We start from the raw sequence: 16047 nt of genomic DNA, 5'->3' as shown, positions 1-16047 counted from the left end.
GGGCTTGATGCATTCGGTCGGCTCGGTTGAGCGGCGCCCATGACGCCCCGAGGCGAAAAATGCTTTAATGCCCAGCGTTTTTTCCCGCTTTTTATCTGCAGGTCGGGTCGATACATCCTTAGTCATGCCTATCCCGACACCTAACCCATTCTTTTCTCTGGAAATCCAAAAGCCTTGATTCGTCTGCTGAAGTTTTTCGGGTACTCCTTCGTCGCTATCGTTTGCGGGCTGCTGCTCGTGTTCAGCGGCGCCTATCTCTACCTTAGTCCGGGATTGCCCTCGGTAGAGGCCCTGAGAAGTATCCAGTTGCAGATTCCTTTGCGGGTCTACAGCAGCGATGAAAAACTGATCGCGGAGTTCGGCGAAATGCGCCGCACCCCGATCCGTTTCGCCGACATTCCACCCAATTTCATCAATGCCCTGTTATCGGCCGAAGACGATAATTTTGCCAACCACTATGGCGTGGACCCCAGCAGCCTGGTGCGTGCAGCCACGCAGCTGGTAAAAAGCGGACACATTCAATCGGGCGGCAGCACCATCACCATGCAGGTGGCGAAGAACTTCTTCCTCACCAGCGAGCGCAGCTTCTCGCGCAAAGCCACGGAAATCCTCCTGGCGCTGCAGATCGAACGCCAACTGACCAAGGACGAAATCCTTGAGCTGTACGTCAACAAGATCTACCTGGGCAATCGGGCCTATGGGATCGAGGCAGCGTCCCAGGTGTACTACGGCAAGTCGATTCGTGATGCCAGCCTGGCACAAATGGCAATGATTGCCGGCCTGCCCAAGGCACCGTCACGCTTTAACCCGCTGGCCAACCCGGCCCGCAGCAAGGAGCGTCGCGACTGGATCCTGGGGCGCATGTACAAGCTGGGCAAGATCGACCAGAGCGCCTATGAAAGCGCAGTGGCCGAGCCGTTGAATGCCAGCTACCACGTGCCGACGCCCGAGGTCAGCGCGCCGTATATCGCCGAAATGGCCCGCGCCGAAATGGTCGGCCGCTATGGCAGCGATGCCTACACCGAAGGTTTCCGTGTCACCACGACCATTCCGAGCAACTTGCAGGAAATCGCCAACCACGCGGTGCATGAGGGCCTGATCGCCTATGACCAGCGCCACGGCTACCGTGGGCCGGAATCGCGCCTGCCAGGCAAGACCCTGAGCGCCTGGACGGTTGAACTGGGCAAGCAGCGCTCCATCAGCGGCCTGGATCCGGCCATCGTCACCCAGGTTAAAAAAGATGGCGTGCAGGTCCTGACCCGCAGCGGCGAAGAACATGTGGCGTGGGACAGCATGAAGTGGGCCCGCCCTTTCCTGAACACCAACAGCATGGGGCCGATGCCCAAGCAGCCATCTGATGTGGCCCAGGTCGGCGACCTGATCCGCGTGCAGCGCCAGAAGGACGACAGCCTGAAATTCAGCCAGGTCCCGGTCGCCCAGGGCGCCCTGGTCTCCCTGGACCCGCAGAACGGTGCGATCCGCGCCCTGGTCGGTGGCTTCGCCTTCGAGCAGAGCAACTACAACCGCGCCACCCAGGCCAAGCGCCAGCCGGGCTCCAGCTTCAAACCGTTTGTCTACAGTGCCGCACTGGATAACGGCTATACCGCCGCCAGCCTGGTCAACGACGCGCCTATCGTGTTTGTCGACGAGTACCTGGACAAGGTCTGGCGTCCGAAGAACGATACCAATACCTTCCTCGGTCCGATCCGCGTGCGCGAGGCGCTGTACAAGTCGCGCAACCTGGTGTCGATCCGCTTGCTGCAGGCGATGGGCGTGGGCAAGACCATCGACTACATGACCCGCTTCGGCTTCAACAAGCAGGACCTGCCGCCAAACCTGTCCCTGGCCCTGGGCACCGCGACCCTCACGCCAATGGAGATCGCCACCGGCTGGAGTGTGTTTGCCAACGGCGGCTACAAAGTCACGCCGTACCTGATCGACAAGATCGAAAGCCGCAACGGCGACACACTGTTTGTCGCCAACCCACCGAGCGTGCCCAACGGCGTCGCCGCCAGCGATGGCCTGGCTGCACCGGCCAACAGCGGTATCACCATCGAACCGACACCCGGTGCTGCACCCACTGATGCCACGCCGGCTCCAGCCGCACCAGCGGTGGCGGAGCGGATTGTCGATGGCCGCACCACCTATATTCTCACCAGCATGTTGCAGGACGTGATCAAGCGCGGCACCGGCCGCCGCGCCCTGGCCCTGGGCCGTACGGACCTGGCGGGCAAGACCGGTACCACCAACGAATCCAAGGACGCCTGGTTCTCCGGTTATAACGCCGACTACATCACCACCGTCTGGACCGGCTACGACCAGCCAGAAAGCCTCGGTCGCCGCGAATACGGCGGCACCGTCGCCCTGCCGATCTGGATGAGCTACATGGGCGGCGCCCTCAAGGACAAGCCGGCCCACACCCAGGCCGAGCCGGAAGGCATCCTCAGCCTGCGCATCGACCCGATCAGCGGCCGCGCCGCCGCACCGGGCACGCCAAATGCGTACTTTGAACTATTCAAGAGCGAAGACACGCCGCCGTCGATGAATGAACTGGGCAATGGCGTGGCACCGGGCAGCCCGTTGCCGGCGGATGAATCTGCGCCGATCGACTTGTTCTGATAAACACAGATCCAACTGTAGGAGCGGGTTTGTGTGGGAGCGGGCTTGCCCGCTCCCACATTGGACGGTGCACACTCCCCCGTTTTGCAGCCACAAAAAAAGCCCCGACTCGCAAGAGCCGGGGCTTTTTGTTGGTGCGCTACAACGGCTTAGCCGTTGAACACATCATCCACGCTTTGCAGCGGGTAGTTCTTCGGATACGGCAGGGTTGCCACACCTGTCTCGATGGCGGCCTTGGCCACGGCATCGGAGATCACGGTGATCAGGCGCTTATCCATTGGTTTTGGAATGATGTACTCACGGCCGAATTCCAGCTTGGCGCCACCGTAGGCGTCACATACGTCCTGAGGCACTGGCAGCTTGGCCAGTTCACGCAGGGCGTTGGCGGCAGCCACTTTCATCTCTTCGTTGATGCGCTTGGCGCGAACGTCCAGGGCGCCACGGAAGATGAATGGGAAGCCCAGTACGTTGTTGACCTGGTTCGGGTAGTCCGAACGGCCAGTGGCCATGATCACGTCGTTACGGGTGGCGTGTGCCAGTTCCGGGGCGATTTCCGGATCAGGGTTCGAGCAGGCGAACACGATCGGGTTGGCCGCCATGGACTTCAGGCCTTCAGCGCTCAGCAGGTTCGGGCCGGACAGGCCAACGAACACGTCAGCACCATCCAGTGCGTCAGCCAGGGTGCGCTTGGAGGACGGGTGGGCAAACATCGCCTTGTACTGGTTCAGGTCGGTACGCTCGGACTGGATCACGCCCTTGCTGTCGACCATGTAGATGTTTTCAAGGCGCGCGCCCATGCTCACGATCAGCTTCATGCAGGAGATAGCCGCTGCACCAGCGCCCAGGCAGACGATTTTCGCGTCGGACAGGGTTTTGCCAGCGATTTCCAGGGCGTTGATCATGCCGGCCGCAGTAACGATCGCGGTGCCGTGCTGATCATCGTGGAATACCGGGATGTCGCACTGTTCGATCAGGGCCTTTTCGATCTCGAAGCACTCAGGTGCCTTGATGTCTTCCAGGTTGATGCCACCAAAGGTGATGGAGATGCGCTTGACGGTGTCGATGAAGGCTTGCGGGCTTTCGGAGTCGACTTCGATGTCGAATACGTCGATGCCGGCAAAGCGCTTGAACAGTACGCCCTTGCCTTCCATCACTGGCTTGGAAGCCAATGGGCCGAGGTTACCCAGGCCGAGAATCGCGGTGCCATCAGAAATCACTGCAACCAGATTGCCCTTGCCGGTGTATTTGTAGGCCAGTTCAGGATCGCGGGCGATTTCACGCACGGGCTCGGCTACACCGGGGCTGTACGCCAGCGACAGGTCGCGTGCGGTAGCAGTGGCTTTGGTGAGCTCGACACTCAGCTTTCCTGGACGAGGATGGGCATGATATTCGAGAGCGGCAGTTTTCAAATCAGACATATCGGCATTCCGCTTTTTACTGTTGGACGACGGACCGCCGAGGATACTCGCCTCGCAAAGTCCCTACAAGACTGGGTAGTCACCGGTGTCAAGGGCCCTGCCCTACGACTTTCGGCCAAGAGCCACGGGATACAAGGCCTACAACTGTTCACAATCGACAGAAAAAATGTCTACAATTTTTCTTATTGTGCCAATTGCAGCATGCCGGGATCGGTCAAGGGGAGCAGCCAGCGCGCCTGGCCACTTTTCAGGCCGCCACGCCGCGAGCGATCCAACACCCAGCCACGGGCCTCGATATCCTGGCCTTGCAGGCGCTTGAGCAGGGCATTGTCGAATTGCCCGACCAGATTGGGTGCAACCCGTAATACCAAGGAGTCCTGCAGTTCGATCCAGATCCCGCCGCGATTGCGTTCGACCTTGCTCACGCGACCGCTGACTACGGCGAAGCCCGACTGCTGGATTTGCCCGGCTTTTTGCACAGGCGACTGACGCCACAGGCCCAACCTGGCTGCGCGCGCACTGCGCTCGGCAGCTTGCTGGCAGGCAACCAGGTCAACATTGGGGGCCACCGCCACCAGGAACCCGAGCCCCTCGGCGAGCAGTTGGGCCTCCAGATTCGCGCCGTTGGCCCCATACAGATGGGCCAGGGTTCGCCCATAACGGTCCTTGCCCTCGCGACCCGGCACGACCCCGACCCGACCGTCGCTGGCATCCACCAAGCCTTGCAGGCGTTGGCGCGCAGCCACGGCGAACGGCTCGTCCGGGCGGCCTTTCTTGCCGGTCTCAGGCGCATTGACGCCGATCATGCGCACACTGCGCCCGTCCTTGAGACGGACGGTGTCGCCATCCACCACGCGCTGTACCTCGAAGGTGCTGACCGCCGCAGGCGCAGGGCAAAACACCTCGGCCTGGGCGGTCGACAGCCAGATCGCAGGCACAAAAAAGGCGCCCGCAAGGGACGCCTTCTTCATAAGCAGGTAAAAGCCCATCAGGCTTTCGAACCTTACTCTGCAGCAGCTGGAGCTTTCTTGCCGAAAGCACCGAAACGGTCGGCGAAGCGCTGTACACGGCCGCCAGTATCCAGAGTCTTCTGCTTACCGGTGTAGAACGGGTGGCACTCGTTGCATACGTCAGTGCCCAGTGGCTTGCACAGGTTCGAACGGGTTTCGAACTTGTTGCCGCAGCTGCAAGTAACTTGGATGGTTTCGTACGCTGGATGGATATCGGCTTTCATGGTGTCTTCCTCAGGCTAGCGTGCCGCCACTCGACACTATTGTCGAATACCGCACGTAATTAGGCCGCGGATTCTACCAGAGCTTTTTAAACGCGCAAGCGCCGCCATGCCCCCTTTCATCAGAAACTGTGGCAGGACACTCCCCTGCGGGTCTGCTAGGCTCGCGCCCTTCTCCACCGCCTGCCATATGAGAACCTCCCGCGTGCCCGACGCCATTTTGCGCCTCGCCCTGCCCTCGCCCCTGCGCCGTCTGTTCGATTATCGGGCGCCTGCGGGTGTCGTGCGGTCGCAGTTGCAGCCGGGGATGCGCGTGCGCGTGCCGTTTGGCCGAAGGGAGATGATCGGGATTCTGATCGAGGTGGCGGACCACAGCGAAGTGCCGGCAGAAAAGCTCAAGCCGGCCCTGGCCATCCTCGATGCCACGCCACCGCTGCCGGCGTCGCTGTTCAAGCTGTGCCTGTGGACCTCCCAGTATTACCAGCACAGCCTGGGCGATACCTTGAGCTGGGCCTTGCCGGTGCTGTTGCGCCAGGGCGAGTTGGCCGAGGCCCGCCAGGAGCGTTTCTGGTCGATGGCCCCCGGCGCGCGCCTGGACGACCCACGCATCGCCCGCGCCCCGCGCCAGCGTGAGGCCCTGGCCACCCTGGCGCAGCATCCCCATGGCGTTGCTCACCAGTTGCTGAGCAAGCTGATGTTGAGCAAGGACAGCCTCGACCTGCTGCTGGCCAAGGAGCTGGTGCAAGTGGAAATCCGCCGCCACGCCCCCGGCGAACGCCATGAACACTGGCTGGCCCAACCGGAATTGCCGCTGAACCCGGAACAACGCGCGGCCTTTGAGGCCATCAGTGCCGGTGCCGACAGCTTTCACGCGTTCCTGCTGGCCGGTGTCACCGGCAGCGGCAAGACCGAAGTCTATTTGCAACTGATCCGCGAAACCCTGGAAGCCGGCAAGCAGGCACTGGTGCTGATCCCCGAGATCAACCTCGGCCCCCAGACCCTGGCGCGCTTCGAGCAACGGTTCAATGCACGGATCGCCCTGGTGCACTCGGCCGTCAACGACCGCGAACGCCTGGAATCCTGGCTCGCCGCCCGGGACGGCGAGGCCGACATTATTATCGGCACCCGCTCGGCGCTGTTCACGCCGATGAAAAACCCCGGCCTGATCATCATCGACGAAGAACACGACGGCTCTTATAAGCAGCAGGAAGGCCTGCGCTACCACGCCCGCGACCTGGCCCTGGTGCGTGCGCGCCAGGAAAACATCCCGATTGTGCTTGGCTCGGCCACCCCCTCCCTGGAAAGCCTGCACAACGCCTACACCGGGCGCTACGGCCTGCTGCGCCTCAACGAGCGCGCGGGCGGCGCCAAGCAACCGCGCTTCCTGCGCCTGGATGTGAAAAGCCGGCCACTGGACAGCGGTATTTCCGGGCCGATGCAACAAGCCATTGGCCAGACCCTGGCGGCCGGCCAGCAAGTGCTGGTGTTCCTCAACCGCCGGGGCTTTGCGCCGACCCTGCTGTGCCATGACTGCGGCTGGATGTCCGAGTGCAACCGCTGCGATGCGCGCATGACGGTGCACCAGCGCTCCGGCGAGTTGCGCTGCCACCATTGCGGCCATGTGGAGCGAGTGCCACGCCACTGCCCGCAATGCGGCAAAGTCGACCTGCGGCCGGTAGGCGCTGGCACCGAGCGCGCCGAGGAGCGCCTGGGGATTCTGTTCCCGGACTTCCCGGTACTGCGGGTGGACCGCGACAGTACGTCGCGCAAGGATGCAATGAACCAGCTGTTCGCCACGATCCAGAAAGGCCAGCCGTGCATCCTGGTGGGTACGCAGATGCTTGCCAAAGGTCATCACTTCCCCCGCGTGACCCTGGTCTCGATCCTGGATGCCGATGGCGGCCTGTTCTCCGGGGACTTTCGCGCCAGCGAACGCATGGCGCAGCTGATCGTGCAGGTCGCAGGCCGCGCCGGGCGTGCCGAAGAGCCTGGCAAGGTGATCATCCAGACCCACCTGGCCGACCACCCATTGCTGATTCAACTGACAGAACAAGGCTACTTCGCCTTCGCCGAGCAGGCCTTGAGCGAGCGCCGCTCCGCCGGTTTGCCCCCCTTTGCGCACCTCGCGCTGTTGCGCGCCGAGGCCCATAAACCGGGGCAGGCCGAAGGTTTCCTGGATGAAGCGTGCAGCGCGGCTGAACGTTTGCTCGGCGAGCTGGGTCTGAGCGGCATCGAGTTGCTGGGCCCTGTGCCTGCACCGATGGAGCGCCGCGCCGGGCGTTATCGCGCACAGCTCCTGTTGCAAGCCACCGCCCGCGCGCCGCTGCATCGGCTATTAAGTAGCTGGTTGCTTGCTCTGGAGCAAATGCCCAGCGGGCGACAGGTGCGATGGTCGTTGGATGTCGATCCGGTGGATTTGTACTGATAGGTAAATCGCTATCGCCGGCAAGCCAGCCTACATTTTGAACGGTGGGCTTGCCCGCGATGAGGCCCGCAGGTCCAGTAACCGACCTTGATGGTTGGCAAGCCCGCCCTCGCACCGGATAATGTCCAGTTTTTCCACCTGCGCATCGCGCGCCGCCGCATGCGGTCGAAAGAGAACACCATGAAAGACACAATTCGCCAGTTGATCCAACAAGCCCTCACCCAACTCGTCAACGAAGGTGTGTTGCCTGAAGGCCTGACGCCGGCGATCCAGGTGGAAAACTCTCGAGACAAGACCCACGGCGACTTCGCCAGCAACATCGCGATGATGCTGGCCAAGCCCGCGGGCATGAAACCGCGCGACCTCGCGGAAAAAATCATTGCCGCACTGCCATCTGATCCGCAGGTCAGCAAGGCCGAAATCGCCGGCCCCGGTTTTATCAATATTTTCCAGAACACCCAGGCCCTGGCTTCGCGCCTGGACGCAGCCCTGGCCGACGCCAAGATCGGCGTGCGCAAGGCCGGCCCGCTGCAGCGCGTGGCCATCGACCTGTCGGCCCCCAACCTGGCCAAAGAGATGCACGTCGGCCACCTGCGCTCGACCATCATTGGCGACGGCGTGGCGCGGGTCCTGGAGTTTCTCGGCGACACCGTGATCCGCCAGAACCACGTAGGCGACTGGGGTACCCAGTTCGGCATGCTGATGGCATACCTGCAAGAAAACCCCATCACCAGCAACGAGCTGTCGGACCTGGAAAACTTCTACCGCGCCGCCAAAAAGCGCTTTGACGAATCCGAAGAGTTCGCCAACCGCGCCCGTGGCCTGGTGGTCAAGCTGCAGGCAGGCGACCCGGAGTGCCTGGAGCTGTGGGCACGTTTCCGCGATATTTCCCTGTCCCACTGCCAGAAAATCTACGAACTGCTGAACGTCAAACTGACCATGGCCGACGTGATGGGCGAAAGTGCCTACAACGACGACCTGATCAACGTGGTCAACGACCTCAAGGCCAAGGGTCTGCTGGTTGAGAGCAACGGCGCCCAGTGCGTGTTCCTCGAAGAATTCAAGACCGCCGACGGCGAGCCGCTGCCAGTGATCATCGTCAAGGCCGACGGCGGCTATCTGTACGCCACCACCGACCTGGCGGCCGTGCGCTACCGCAGCGGCGTGCTGAAAGCCGATCGCGCGCTATACTTCGTCGACCAGCGCCAGTCCCTGCACTTCCAGCAAGTGTTCGAAGTGGCGCGCCGCGCCGGTTTCGTCACCCACCCGATGCACATGGAGCACATGGGCTTCGGCACCATGAACGGCGCCGACGGCCGCCCGTTCAAGACCCGCGACGGCGGCACCGTGAAGCTGATCGACCTGCTGAACGAAGCCCAGGAGCGTGCCTACAACCTGGTGAAGGAAAAGAACCCGGAACTGGCCGAAGCCGACCTGCGCAATATCGCCAAGGTAGTGGGTATTGGCGCGGTGAAATACGCCGACCTGTCCAAGCACCGCACCAGCGACTACAGCTTCAACTTCGAGCTGATGCTCAACTTTGAAGGCAACACCGCGCCGTACCTGCTGTATGCCTACACCCGTGTGGCGGGCGTGTTCCGCAAGCTGGGCAAGGATTTCAGCGAAGTCGAAGGGCAGATCGTGCTGGACGCGCCCCACGAGCAGGAACTGGCGGCCAAACTGGCGCAGTTCGGCGAAGTGCTCAACAGCGTGGGCGAGAAAGGTACGCCACACATTCTGTGCACCTACCTGTATGAAGTCGCCGGGTTGTTCTCCAGCTTCTACGAGAACTGCCCGATCCTGAGCGCCGACGACGAAACGCAAAAGCAAAGCCGCCTGCGCCTCGCCGCACTGGCTGGACGGACCCTCAAGCAAGGCCTGGAACTGTTGGGCCTGGAAACTCTGGAGCGTATGTAAGTTGGCAGCCAAGAAAAAACCTGCACCCAAGCGCGGCGCCAGCCGCTACCAGGCACCGGCAAAACAACCGATCCCGGGCTGGATGTGGCTGGCCATCGGCCTGTCGGTCGGTGCGTTTATCGTGTTCCTGATGAAGCTGGAGCCGGGCCAGGGCGAAGACGTGAAGCGGGTCAAGCAGGAGCAGCAGAAGGCCAGCAAGATCGCCGAAGCGAACAAGACACCGCCGAGCCCGACCGCGCCGGTGAAGCCGAAGTACGACTTCTACACGTTGCTGCCGGAATCGGAAGTGATCGTTCCGCAAGACGCCGTGCCGGAGAAAACCCTGCCGACCCCGCAAGTACCGACCACCCCGGTGACCCCGGCAGAAGCGGCGAAGATCGACACCGCACGGGCCCAGGCCGCACTGGCCGGGATTACCCCGCCACCGGCACCACCGGTCGCCACCACCAAGGCGGCGCCGGTGACCAAGTTCTTCCTGCAAGCGGGCTCGTTCCCCAAGCAGGCGGATGCGGACCGGGTGCGGGCGCAGATTATCCTGCTGGGGCAGACGGTAACGGTGGAATCCGGAACGGTGAAGGAAGCGACCTGGTATCGCGTGCTGGTGGGGCCGTTCAGCAACCGTGAACAGCTGACCGTGGCGCAGAAACAACTGGCGGGCGCGGGCTTTAGCAACCTGTTGTTACAACAACGCCAGAGCCGCTGAGCCACAGCCAACACGGATCAACTGTGGGAGCTGGCTTGCCGGCGATGACGGTGCATCAGTCAATATTTTCAGTGACGAGTGCACCGCTATCGCAGGCAAGCCAGTTCCCACATTGGTTTTATAGGGCTCTCGAGCCTGTGCCAGTGCGCTAGACACCACTCGTCCGCGCACCCTTCCTACGGTTGAAATCTCCCCCGCCACCCCCATATGAGTTCCATCAGGGCATTTTCGCCCCGCAGCGTGGAGACTCTCCCCTTGACCACCATCGTTTCAGTTCGTCGCCACGGCAAAGTCGTCATGGGCGGCGACGGCCAGGTTTCCCTTGGCAATACCGTGATGAAAGGCAACGCGAAAAAAGTGCGTCGCCTGTACCACGGCCAGGTCCTTGCCGGTTTTGCAGGGGCCACCGCTGACGCCTTTACCCTGTTCGAGCGTTTTGAAGGCCAACTGGAAAAACACCAGGGCCATCTGGTGCGTGCCGCCGTCGAACTGGCCAAGGAGTGGCGCACCGACCGCTCCCTCAGCCGCCTCGAAGCCATGCTCGCCGTCGCCAACAAAGACGCGTCCCTGATCATCACCGGCAACGGTGACGTGGTTGAGCCCGAAAACGGCCTGATCGCCATGGGTTCCGGTGGGGGCTATGCCCAGGCCGCAGCCAGTGCCTTGCTGAAAAAAACCGACCTGTCGGCCCGGGAAATCGTCGAGACCGCCTTGGGTATCGCCGGCGATATCTGCGTGTTCACCAACCACAACCTGACCATTGAGGAGCAGGACCTCGCGGAATAAGCCGTCGGCTTTTTCCTGCTTGAGGACCACACACCACTATGTCCATGACTCCCCGCGAAATCGTCCATGAACTCAATCGCCATATCATCGGCCAGGACGATGCCAAGCGCGCCGTTGCCATCGCCCTGCGTAACCGCTGGCGCCGGATGCAACTGCCCGAAGAATTGCGCGTTGAAGTAACCCCCAAGAACATCCTGATGATCGGCCCGACCGGTGTCGGCAAGACCGAAATCGCCCGGCGCCTGGCCAAGCTGGCCAACGCACCGTTCATCAAGGTCGAAGCCACCAAGTTCACCGAAGTCGGCTACGTGGGCCGTGACGTCGAGTCGATCATCCGTGATCTGGCCGACGCCGCCCTGAAGTTGTTGCGCGAACAGGAAATGACCAAGGTCAGCCATCGCGCCGAAGACGCTGCCGAAGAGCGCATCCTCGACGCCCTGCTGCCACCGGCACGCGCGGGCTTCAATGAAGACGCCGCTCCTGCCTCCGATTCCAACACGCGCCAGCTGTTCCGCAAGCGCCTGCGTGAAGGCCAGTTGGACGACAAGGAAATCGAGATCGAAGTCGCCGAAAGCGCTGGCGTCGATATCTCGGCGCCGCCTGGCATGGAAGAAATGACCAGCCAGTTGCAGAACCTGTTCGCCAACATGGGCAAGGGCAAGAAGAAAAGCCGCAAGCTCAAGGTCAAGGACGCGCTCAAGCTGGTGCGTGACGAAGAAGCCGGGCGCCTGGTCAACGAGGAAGAACTCAAGGCCAAGGCCCTGGAAGCCGTCGAGCAGCACGGCATCGTGTTTATCGACGAGATCGACAAGGTGGCCAAGCGCGGCAATTCCGGCGGCGTTGATGTCTCCCGCGAAGGCGTACAGCGCGACCTGCTGCCGCTGATCGAAGGCTGCACGGTGAATACCAAGCTGGGCATGGTCAAGACTGACCATATCCTGTTTATCGCATCCGGCGCGTTCCACCTGAGCAAGCCAAGCGACCTGGTGCCGGAGCTGCAAGGCCGCCTGCCGATTCGCGTGGAACTCAAGGCGCTGACCCCGGGCGACTTCGAACGCATCCTCAGCGAGCCACACGCTTCGCTGACCGAGCAATACCGCGAGCTGCTGAAAACCGAAGGCCTGGGGATCGAGTTCCTGCCAGACGGTATCAAGCGTTTGGCGGAAATTGCCTGGCAGGTCAACGAGAAGACCGAGAATATCGGTGCCCGTCGCCTGCACACCCTGCTTGAGCGCCTGCTGGAGGAAGTATCCTTCAGCGCCGGCGACATGGCGGGCGCGCAGAATGGCGTGGCGATCAGGATCGACGCCGACTACGTCAACAGCCACCTGGGCGAGTTGGCGCAGAACGAAGACCTGTCTCGTTATATCCTGTAAGGCTTACGCAGGAACCGCTCTGCTTTAATGTGGGAGCGGGCTTGCTCGCGAATGCGGTGGGTCAGTTTATGCAACTGTGACTGACCCACCGCATTCGCGAGCAAGCCCGCTCCCACATTTTAAAGCCGGTTCCTTCAGGATCATCCACGAGCGGTTCCCCCAATGTCTAAAATGCCCACCGCCATCAATCTGCACAAAGCCTCCAAGACCCTCTCGCTGACCTACGGTCCCGACGAGGTCTATCACCTGAGCGCCGAACTGCTGCGGGTGCACTCGCCTTCCGCCGAGGTCCAGGGCCACGGCAAACCGATCCTGCAATTCGGCAAGCTGAATGTCGGCCTGACCAAGATCGAACCTGCCGGGCAGTACGCACTGAAATTGACCTTCGACGACGGTCATGACAGCGGACTGTTCACCTGGGACTACCTCTACCAACTCGCCGTACGTCAGGACGCGCTGTGGGCCGATTATCTTGCCGAGCTCAAGGCGGCCGGAAAAACCCGCGACCCGAGCCAGTCCGTCGTCAAGCTGATGCTCTAAATCAAGCCTCTTGCTCATTAGTGGGCATTTTCTAATTTCATCTGCTTGAATGCCCTGTGGTGTGACCAAAGATTGGTCCGCTTGCGCATTAAATAAAACTCGGGTAACCAATGGAGTTGGCAAGTTCCCTGCATTTTACGATGCGGTATCAACGGTCACCCGAGCAGCAGTACCAGGCTTGTGTTGTGCCTCGATAATTGGGTGCACAGCGGTACCCGGTACTCGTCTTTCGGACAATGGAGCGTCGTGGATGAGTAACAAGAATAACGATGACTTGAAACGCCAGGCCTCGGAAAACACCCTGGGGCTGAACCCGATCATCGCATTACGGAAAAAGGATTTACTGGCTTCTGCGCGCATGGTGCTGACCCAGGCCATCAAGCAACCCCTGCACAGCGTCAAGCACGTCGCCCACTTTGGCGTCGAATTGAAAAACGTGGTGTTCGGCAAGTCCGAGCTTGCCCCTGAAAGCGATGACCGTCGTTTCAACGACCCGGCCTGGAGCCAGAACCCGCTCTATAAGCGCTACCTGCAAACCTACCTGGCGTGGCGCAAGGAACTACACGACTGGATCGGCGACAGCAACCTGTCGGAGCAGGACATCAGCCGTGGGCACTTCGTCATCAATCTCATGACCGAAGCCATGGCCCCCACCAACAGCGCCGCCAACCCGGCAGCGGTCAAACGCTTCTTTGAAACCGGCGGCAAGAGCCTGCTCGATGGCCTCTCGCACCTGGCCAAGGACCTGGTGCATAACGGCGGCATGCCGAGCCAGGTGAATATGGGCGCCTTTGAAGTGGGCAAGAGCCTGGGCACCAGCGAAGGCGCGGTAGTGTTTCGCAATGACGTGCTGGAGCTGATCCAGTACAAGCCGATCACCGAGCAGGTGTACGAGCGCCCACTGCTGGTGGTGCCGCCGCAGATCAACAAGTTTTATGTGTTCGACCTGAGCCCGGACAAGAGCCTGGCGCGTTTCTGCCTGCGCAATAACCAGCAGACCTTTATCGTCAGTTGGCGCAACCCCACCAAGGCCCAGCGCGAATGGGGCCTGTCGACCTATATCGAAGCGCTGAAAGAGGCGGTCGACGTGGTCACGGCGATTACCGGCAGCAAAGACATCAACATGCTCGGCGCCTGCTCGGGCGGCATCACCTGCACCGCGCTGCTGGGCCACTATGCGGCGCTGGGCGAGAAGAAGGTCAACGCCCTGACCTTGCTGGTCAGTGTGCTGGACACCACCCTCGACACCCAGGTAGCCCTGTTCGTCGATGAGCAGACCCTGGAGGCGGCCAAGCGCCACTCCTACCAGGCCGGCGTGCTGGAAGGCCGGGACATGGCCAAGGTGTTCGCCTGGATGCGCCCCAATGACCTGATCTGGAACTACTGGGTCAACAACTACCTGTTGGGCAATGAGCCACCGGTGTTCGACATCCTGTTCTGGAACAACGACACCACGCGCTTGCCGGCGGCCTTCCACGGCGACCTGATCGAACTGTTCAAGAACAACCCGCTGATACGGGCCAATGCCCTGGAAGTGTGCGGCACCCCGATTGACCTCAAGCAGGTGACGGCCGACATCTACTCGCTGGCGGGCACCAACGACCACATCACGCCGTGGCAGTCCTGCTACAAGTCGGCGCAACTGTTTGGCGGCAAGGTCGAGTTCGTGCTGTCCAGCAGCGGGCATATCCAGAGCATCCTCAACCCCCCCGGCAACCCCAAGGCGCGTTACCAGACCAGCGAGAGCATGGGCGAGAAGGCATTGGACTGGCAGGAAAACGCCACCAAGCATACCGACTCGTGGTGGCTGCACTGGCAGGGCTGGCTAGGGGAGCGTTCGGGCAAATTGAAGAAGTCGCCTGCGAACCTAGGCAATAAAGCCTACGCGGCGGCGGAGGCTGCACCAGGGACATACGTTCACGAGCGCTAAGGCCACACTTTTGTGTGATTGCAATGAGATCAAATGTGGGAGCTGGCTTGCCTGCGATAACGGTGGGTCAGCCAACACATGTACTGACTGACCCGCCGCTATCGCAGGCAAGCCAGCTCCCACATTGACCGCAGTAACACTTCACAGGGCTTGAGCATGCCGCAACCGTTCATCTTCCGTACCATCGACCTGGATGGCCAGACCATCCGCACGGCGGTACGACCGGGCAAGTCTCACTTGACGCCACTGCTGATTTTCAACGGCATCGGCGCCAACCTTGAGCTGGTGTTTCCGTTCGTCCAGGCCCTGGACCCGGACCTGGAAGTGATTGCCTTTGATGTACCCGGAGTGGGCGGGTCATCGACACCCAGTCGCCCCTATCGCTTTCCCGGCCTGGCCAAACTCACCGCGCGCATGCTCGACTACCTGGACTACGGCCAGGTCAATGCCGTCGGGGTTTCCTGGGGCGGCGCCCTGGCACAGCAATTTGCCTACGACTACCCGGAGCGCTGCAAGAAGCTGATCCTGGCCGCCACCGCCGCCGGTGCCTTTATGGTGCCCGGCAAACCGAAGGTGTTATGGCTGATGGCCAGCCCGCGGCGCTATATCCAACCGTCCCATGTGGTGCGCATCGCGCCGATGATTTACGGCGGCTCGTTCCGCCGGGATTCAAAACTGGCCGCCGAACACGCAAGCAAAGTGCGCTCGGCCGGCAAGCTGGGCTACTACTGGCAGCTGTTTGCGGGCCTGGGCTGGACCAGCATTCACTGGCTGCACAAGATCAAGCAGCCGACCCTGGTGCTGGCCGGCGACGACGACCCGCTGATCCCCTTGGTCAATATGCGCATGCTGGCCTGGCGCATCCCCAATGCGCAGTTACACATCATCGACGACGGCCATCTGTTCCTGATTACCCGGGCCGAAGCGGTGGCACCGATCATCATGAAGTTTCTCCAGGAGGAGCGCTTGCGCGCGGTGATCCATCCGCAGCCGGCGCCCCATAGCCACACCTGAGCGGTATCGGGTCAGGACGACCCCTACGCGCAACTTGGCCAGAACCGACTATGGTTCTGAATTGGCGTGCTTGTTGGCGAATTGACGA

Annotated in this window: 12 protein-coding genes; 9 read left to right on the top strand and 3 right to left on the bottom strand. The window is 61.6% G+C overall.

Features of this window, described 5'->3' with window-relative positions:
* The first annotated feature begins 177 nt into the window (after positions 1 to 177).
* A complete protein-coding gene (locus HU773_RS02745; RefSeq protein WP_370694598.1) occupies positions 178 to 2619 on the top strand; it encodes a penicillin-binding protein 1A in 2442 nt (813 codons plus the stop codon).
* A gap of 149 nt (positions 2620 to 2768) precedes the next feature.
* On the opposite strand, the gene HU773_RS02740 is transcribed toward HU773_RS02745, so the two are convergent.
* The 3 genes from HU773_RS02740 to rpmE form a co-directional block, all read right to left on the bottom strand.
* Positions 2769 to 4037 (bottom strand): malic enzyme-like NAD(P)-binding protein, encoded by a 1269-nt coding sequence (locus HU773_RS02740; protein WP_057958076.1) that lies wholly within the window; start codon positions 4035 to 4037, stop codon positions 2769 to 2771.
* Positions 4038 to 4219: 182 nt separating this feature from the next.
* Positions 4220 to 5026: a thermonuclease family protein gene (locus HU773_RS02735; RefSeq protein WP_169959923.1), complete on the bottom strand. Its 807-nt coding sequence runs from the start codon at positions 5024 to 5026 to the stop codon at positions 4220 to 4222.
* A gap of 14 nt (positions 5027 to 5040) precedes the next feature.
* The gene (rpmE, locus tag HU773_RS02730) at positions 5041 to 5271 is read right to left on the bottom strand and encodes a 50S ribosomal protein L31 (protein ID WP_029296053.1); all 231 of its coding nucleotides are present in this window, start codon (positions 5269 to 5271) and stop codon (positions 5041 to 5043) included.
* 202 nt (positions 5272 to 5473) lie between these two features.
* Between rpmE and HU773_RS02725 the strand changes: the two genes are divergently transcribed.
* The 8 genes from HU773_RS02725 to phaZ all read left to right on the top strand — a co-directional run bounded on the left by HU773_RS02725 (position 5474) and on the right by phaZ (position 15959).
* Positions 5474 to 7693 carry a primosomal protein N' gene (locus tag HU773_RS02725; protein WP_057437227.1) on the top strand — a complete coding sequence of 740 codons (2220 nt, stop codon included), beginning with the start codon at positions 5474 to 5476 and terminating at the stop codon, positions 7691 to 7693.
* A 180-nt stretch (positions 7694 to 7873) separates the two neighbouring features.
* Positions 7874 to 9610, top strand: coding sequence for an arginine--tRNA ligase (gene argS, locus HU773_RS02720; protein WP_057958086.1), 1737 nt, complete (start codon positions 7874 to 7876; stop codon positions 9608 to 9610).
* A 1-nt stretch (position 9611) separates the two neighbouring features.
* Positions 9612 to 10313, top strand: a complete 702-nt coding sequence (locus HU773_RS02715) for an SPOR domain-containing protein (RefSeq protein WP_029296044.1) — start codon at positions 9612 to 9614, stop codon at positions 10311 to 10313.
* Positions 10314 to 10568: 255 nt separating this feature from the next.
* On the top strand, positions 10569 to 11099 hold the full coding sequence (gene hslV / locus HU773_RS02710; protein WP_017738857.1) for an ATP-dependent protease subunit HslV: 531 nt from the start codon (positions 10569 to 10571) through the stop codon (positions 11097 to 11099).
* A gap of 38 nt (positions 11100 to 11137) precedes the next feature.
* On the top strand, positions 11138 to 12475 hold the full coding sequence (gene hslU / locus HU773_RS02705; RefSeq protein ID WP_057437226.1) for an ATP-dependent protease ATPase subunit HslU: 1338 nt from the start codon (positions 11138 to 11140) through the stop codon (positions 12473 to 12475).
* A 162-nt stretch (positions 12476 to 12637) separates the two neighbouring features.
* Entirely contained in the window at positions 12638 to 13015 is a 378-nt protein-coding gene (locus HU773_RS02700) for a gamma-butyrobetaine hydroxylase family protein (RefSeq protein WP_057437225.1), read from the top strand.
* A gap of 250 nt (positions 13016 to 13265) precedes the next feature.
* Positions 13266 to 14945: a class II poly(R)-hydroxyalkanoic acid synthase gene (phaC, locus tag HU773_RS02695; protein ID WP_057958071.1), complete on the top strand. Its 1680-nt coding sequence runs from the start codon at positions 13266 to 13268 to the stop codon at positions 14943 to 14945.
* A gap of 156 nt (positions 14946 to 15101) precedes the next feature.
* A complete protein-coding gene (phaZ, locus tag HU773_RS02690) occupies positions 15102 to 15959 on the top strand; it encodes a poly(3-hydroxyalkanoate) depolymerase (protein ID WP_057437223.1) in 858 nt (285 codons plus the stop codon).
* Positions 15960 to 16047: the final 88 nt, after the last annotated feature.

It is taken from the genome of Pseudomonas shahriarae (assembly GCF_014268455.2).
Taxonomy (GTDB): domain Bacteria; phylum Pseudomonadota; class Gammaproteobacteria; order Pseudomonadales; family Pseudomonadaceae; genus Aquipseudomonas; species Aquipseudomonas shahriarae.
The sequence above is the reverse complement of the archived record's forward strand: the minus strand, read 5'-3'. Positions and strand labels throughout refer to the sequence as shown.

Bases quoted from the DNA above. Each gene is read 5' to 3' on its own strand.
- phaC (WP_057958071.1), top strand. From the start codon at position 13,266: ATGAGTAACAAGAATAACGATGACTTGAAACGCCAGGCCTCGGAAAAC.
- argS (WP_057958086.1), top strand. From the start codon at position 7,874: ATGAAAGACACAATTCGCCAGTTGATCCAACAAGCCCTCACCCAACTC.
- hslU (WP_057437226.1), top strand. From the start codon at position 11,138: ATGTCCATGACTCCCCGCGAAATCGTCCATGAACTCAATCGCCATATC.
- phaZ (WP_057437223.1), top strand. From the start codon at position 15,102: ATGCCGCAACCGTTCATCTTCCGTACCATCGACCTGGATGGCCAGACC.
- HU773_RS02700 (WP_057437225.1), top strand. From the start codon at position 12,638: ATGTCTAAAATGCCCACCGCCATCAATCTGCACAAAGCCTCCAAGACC.
- rpmE (WP_029296053.1), bottom strand. From the start codon at position 5,271: ATGAAAGCCGATATCCATCCAGCGTACGAAACCATCCAAGTTACTTGC.
- HU773_RS02740 (WP_057958076.1), bottom strand. From the start codon at position 4,037: ATGTCTGATTTGAAAACTGCCGCTCTCGAATATCATGCCCATCCTCGT.
- HU773_RS02735 (WP_169959923.1), bottom strand. From the start codon at position 5,026: ATGGGCTTTTACCTGCTTATGAAGAAGGCGTCCCTTGCGGGCGCCTTT.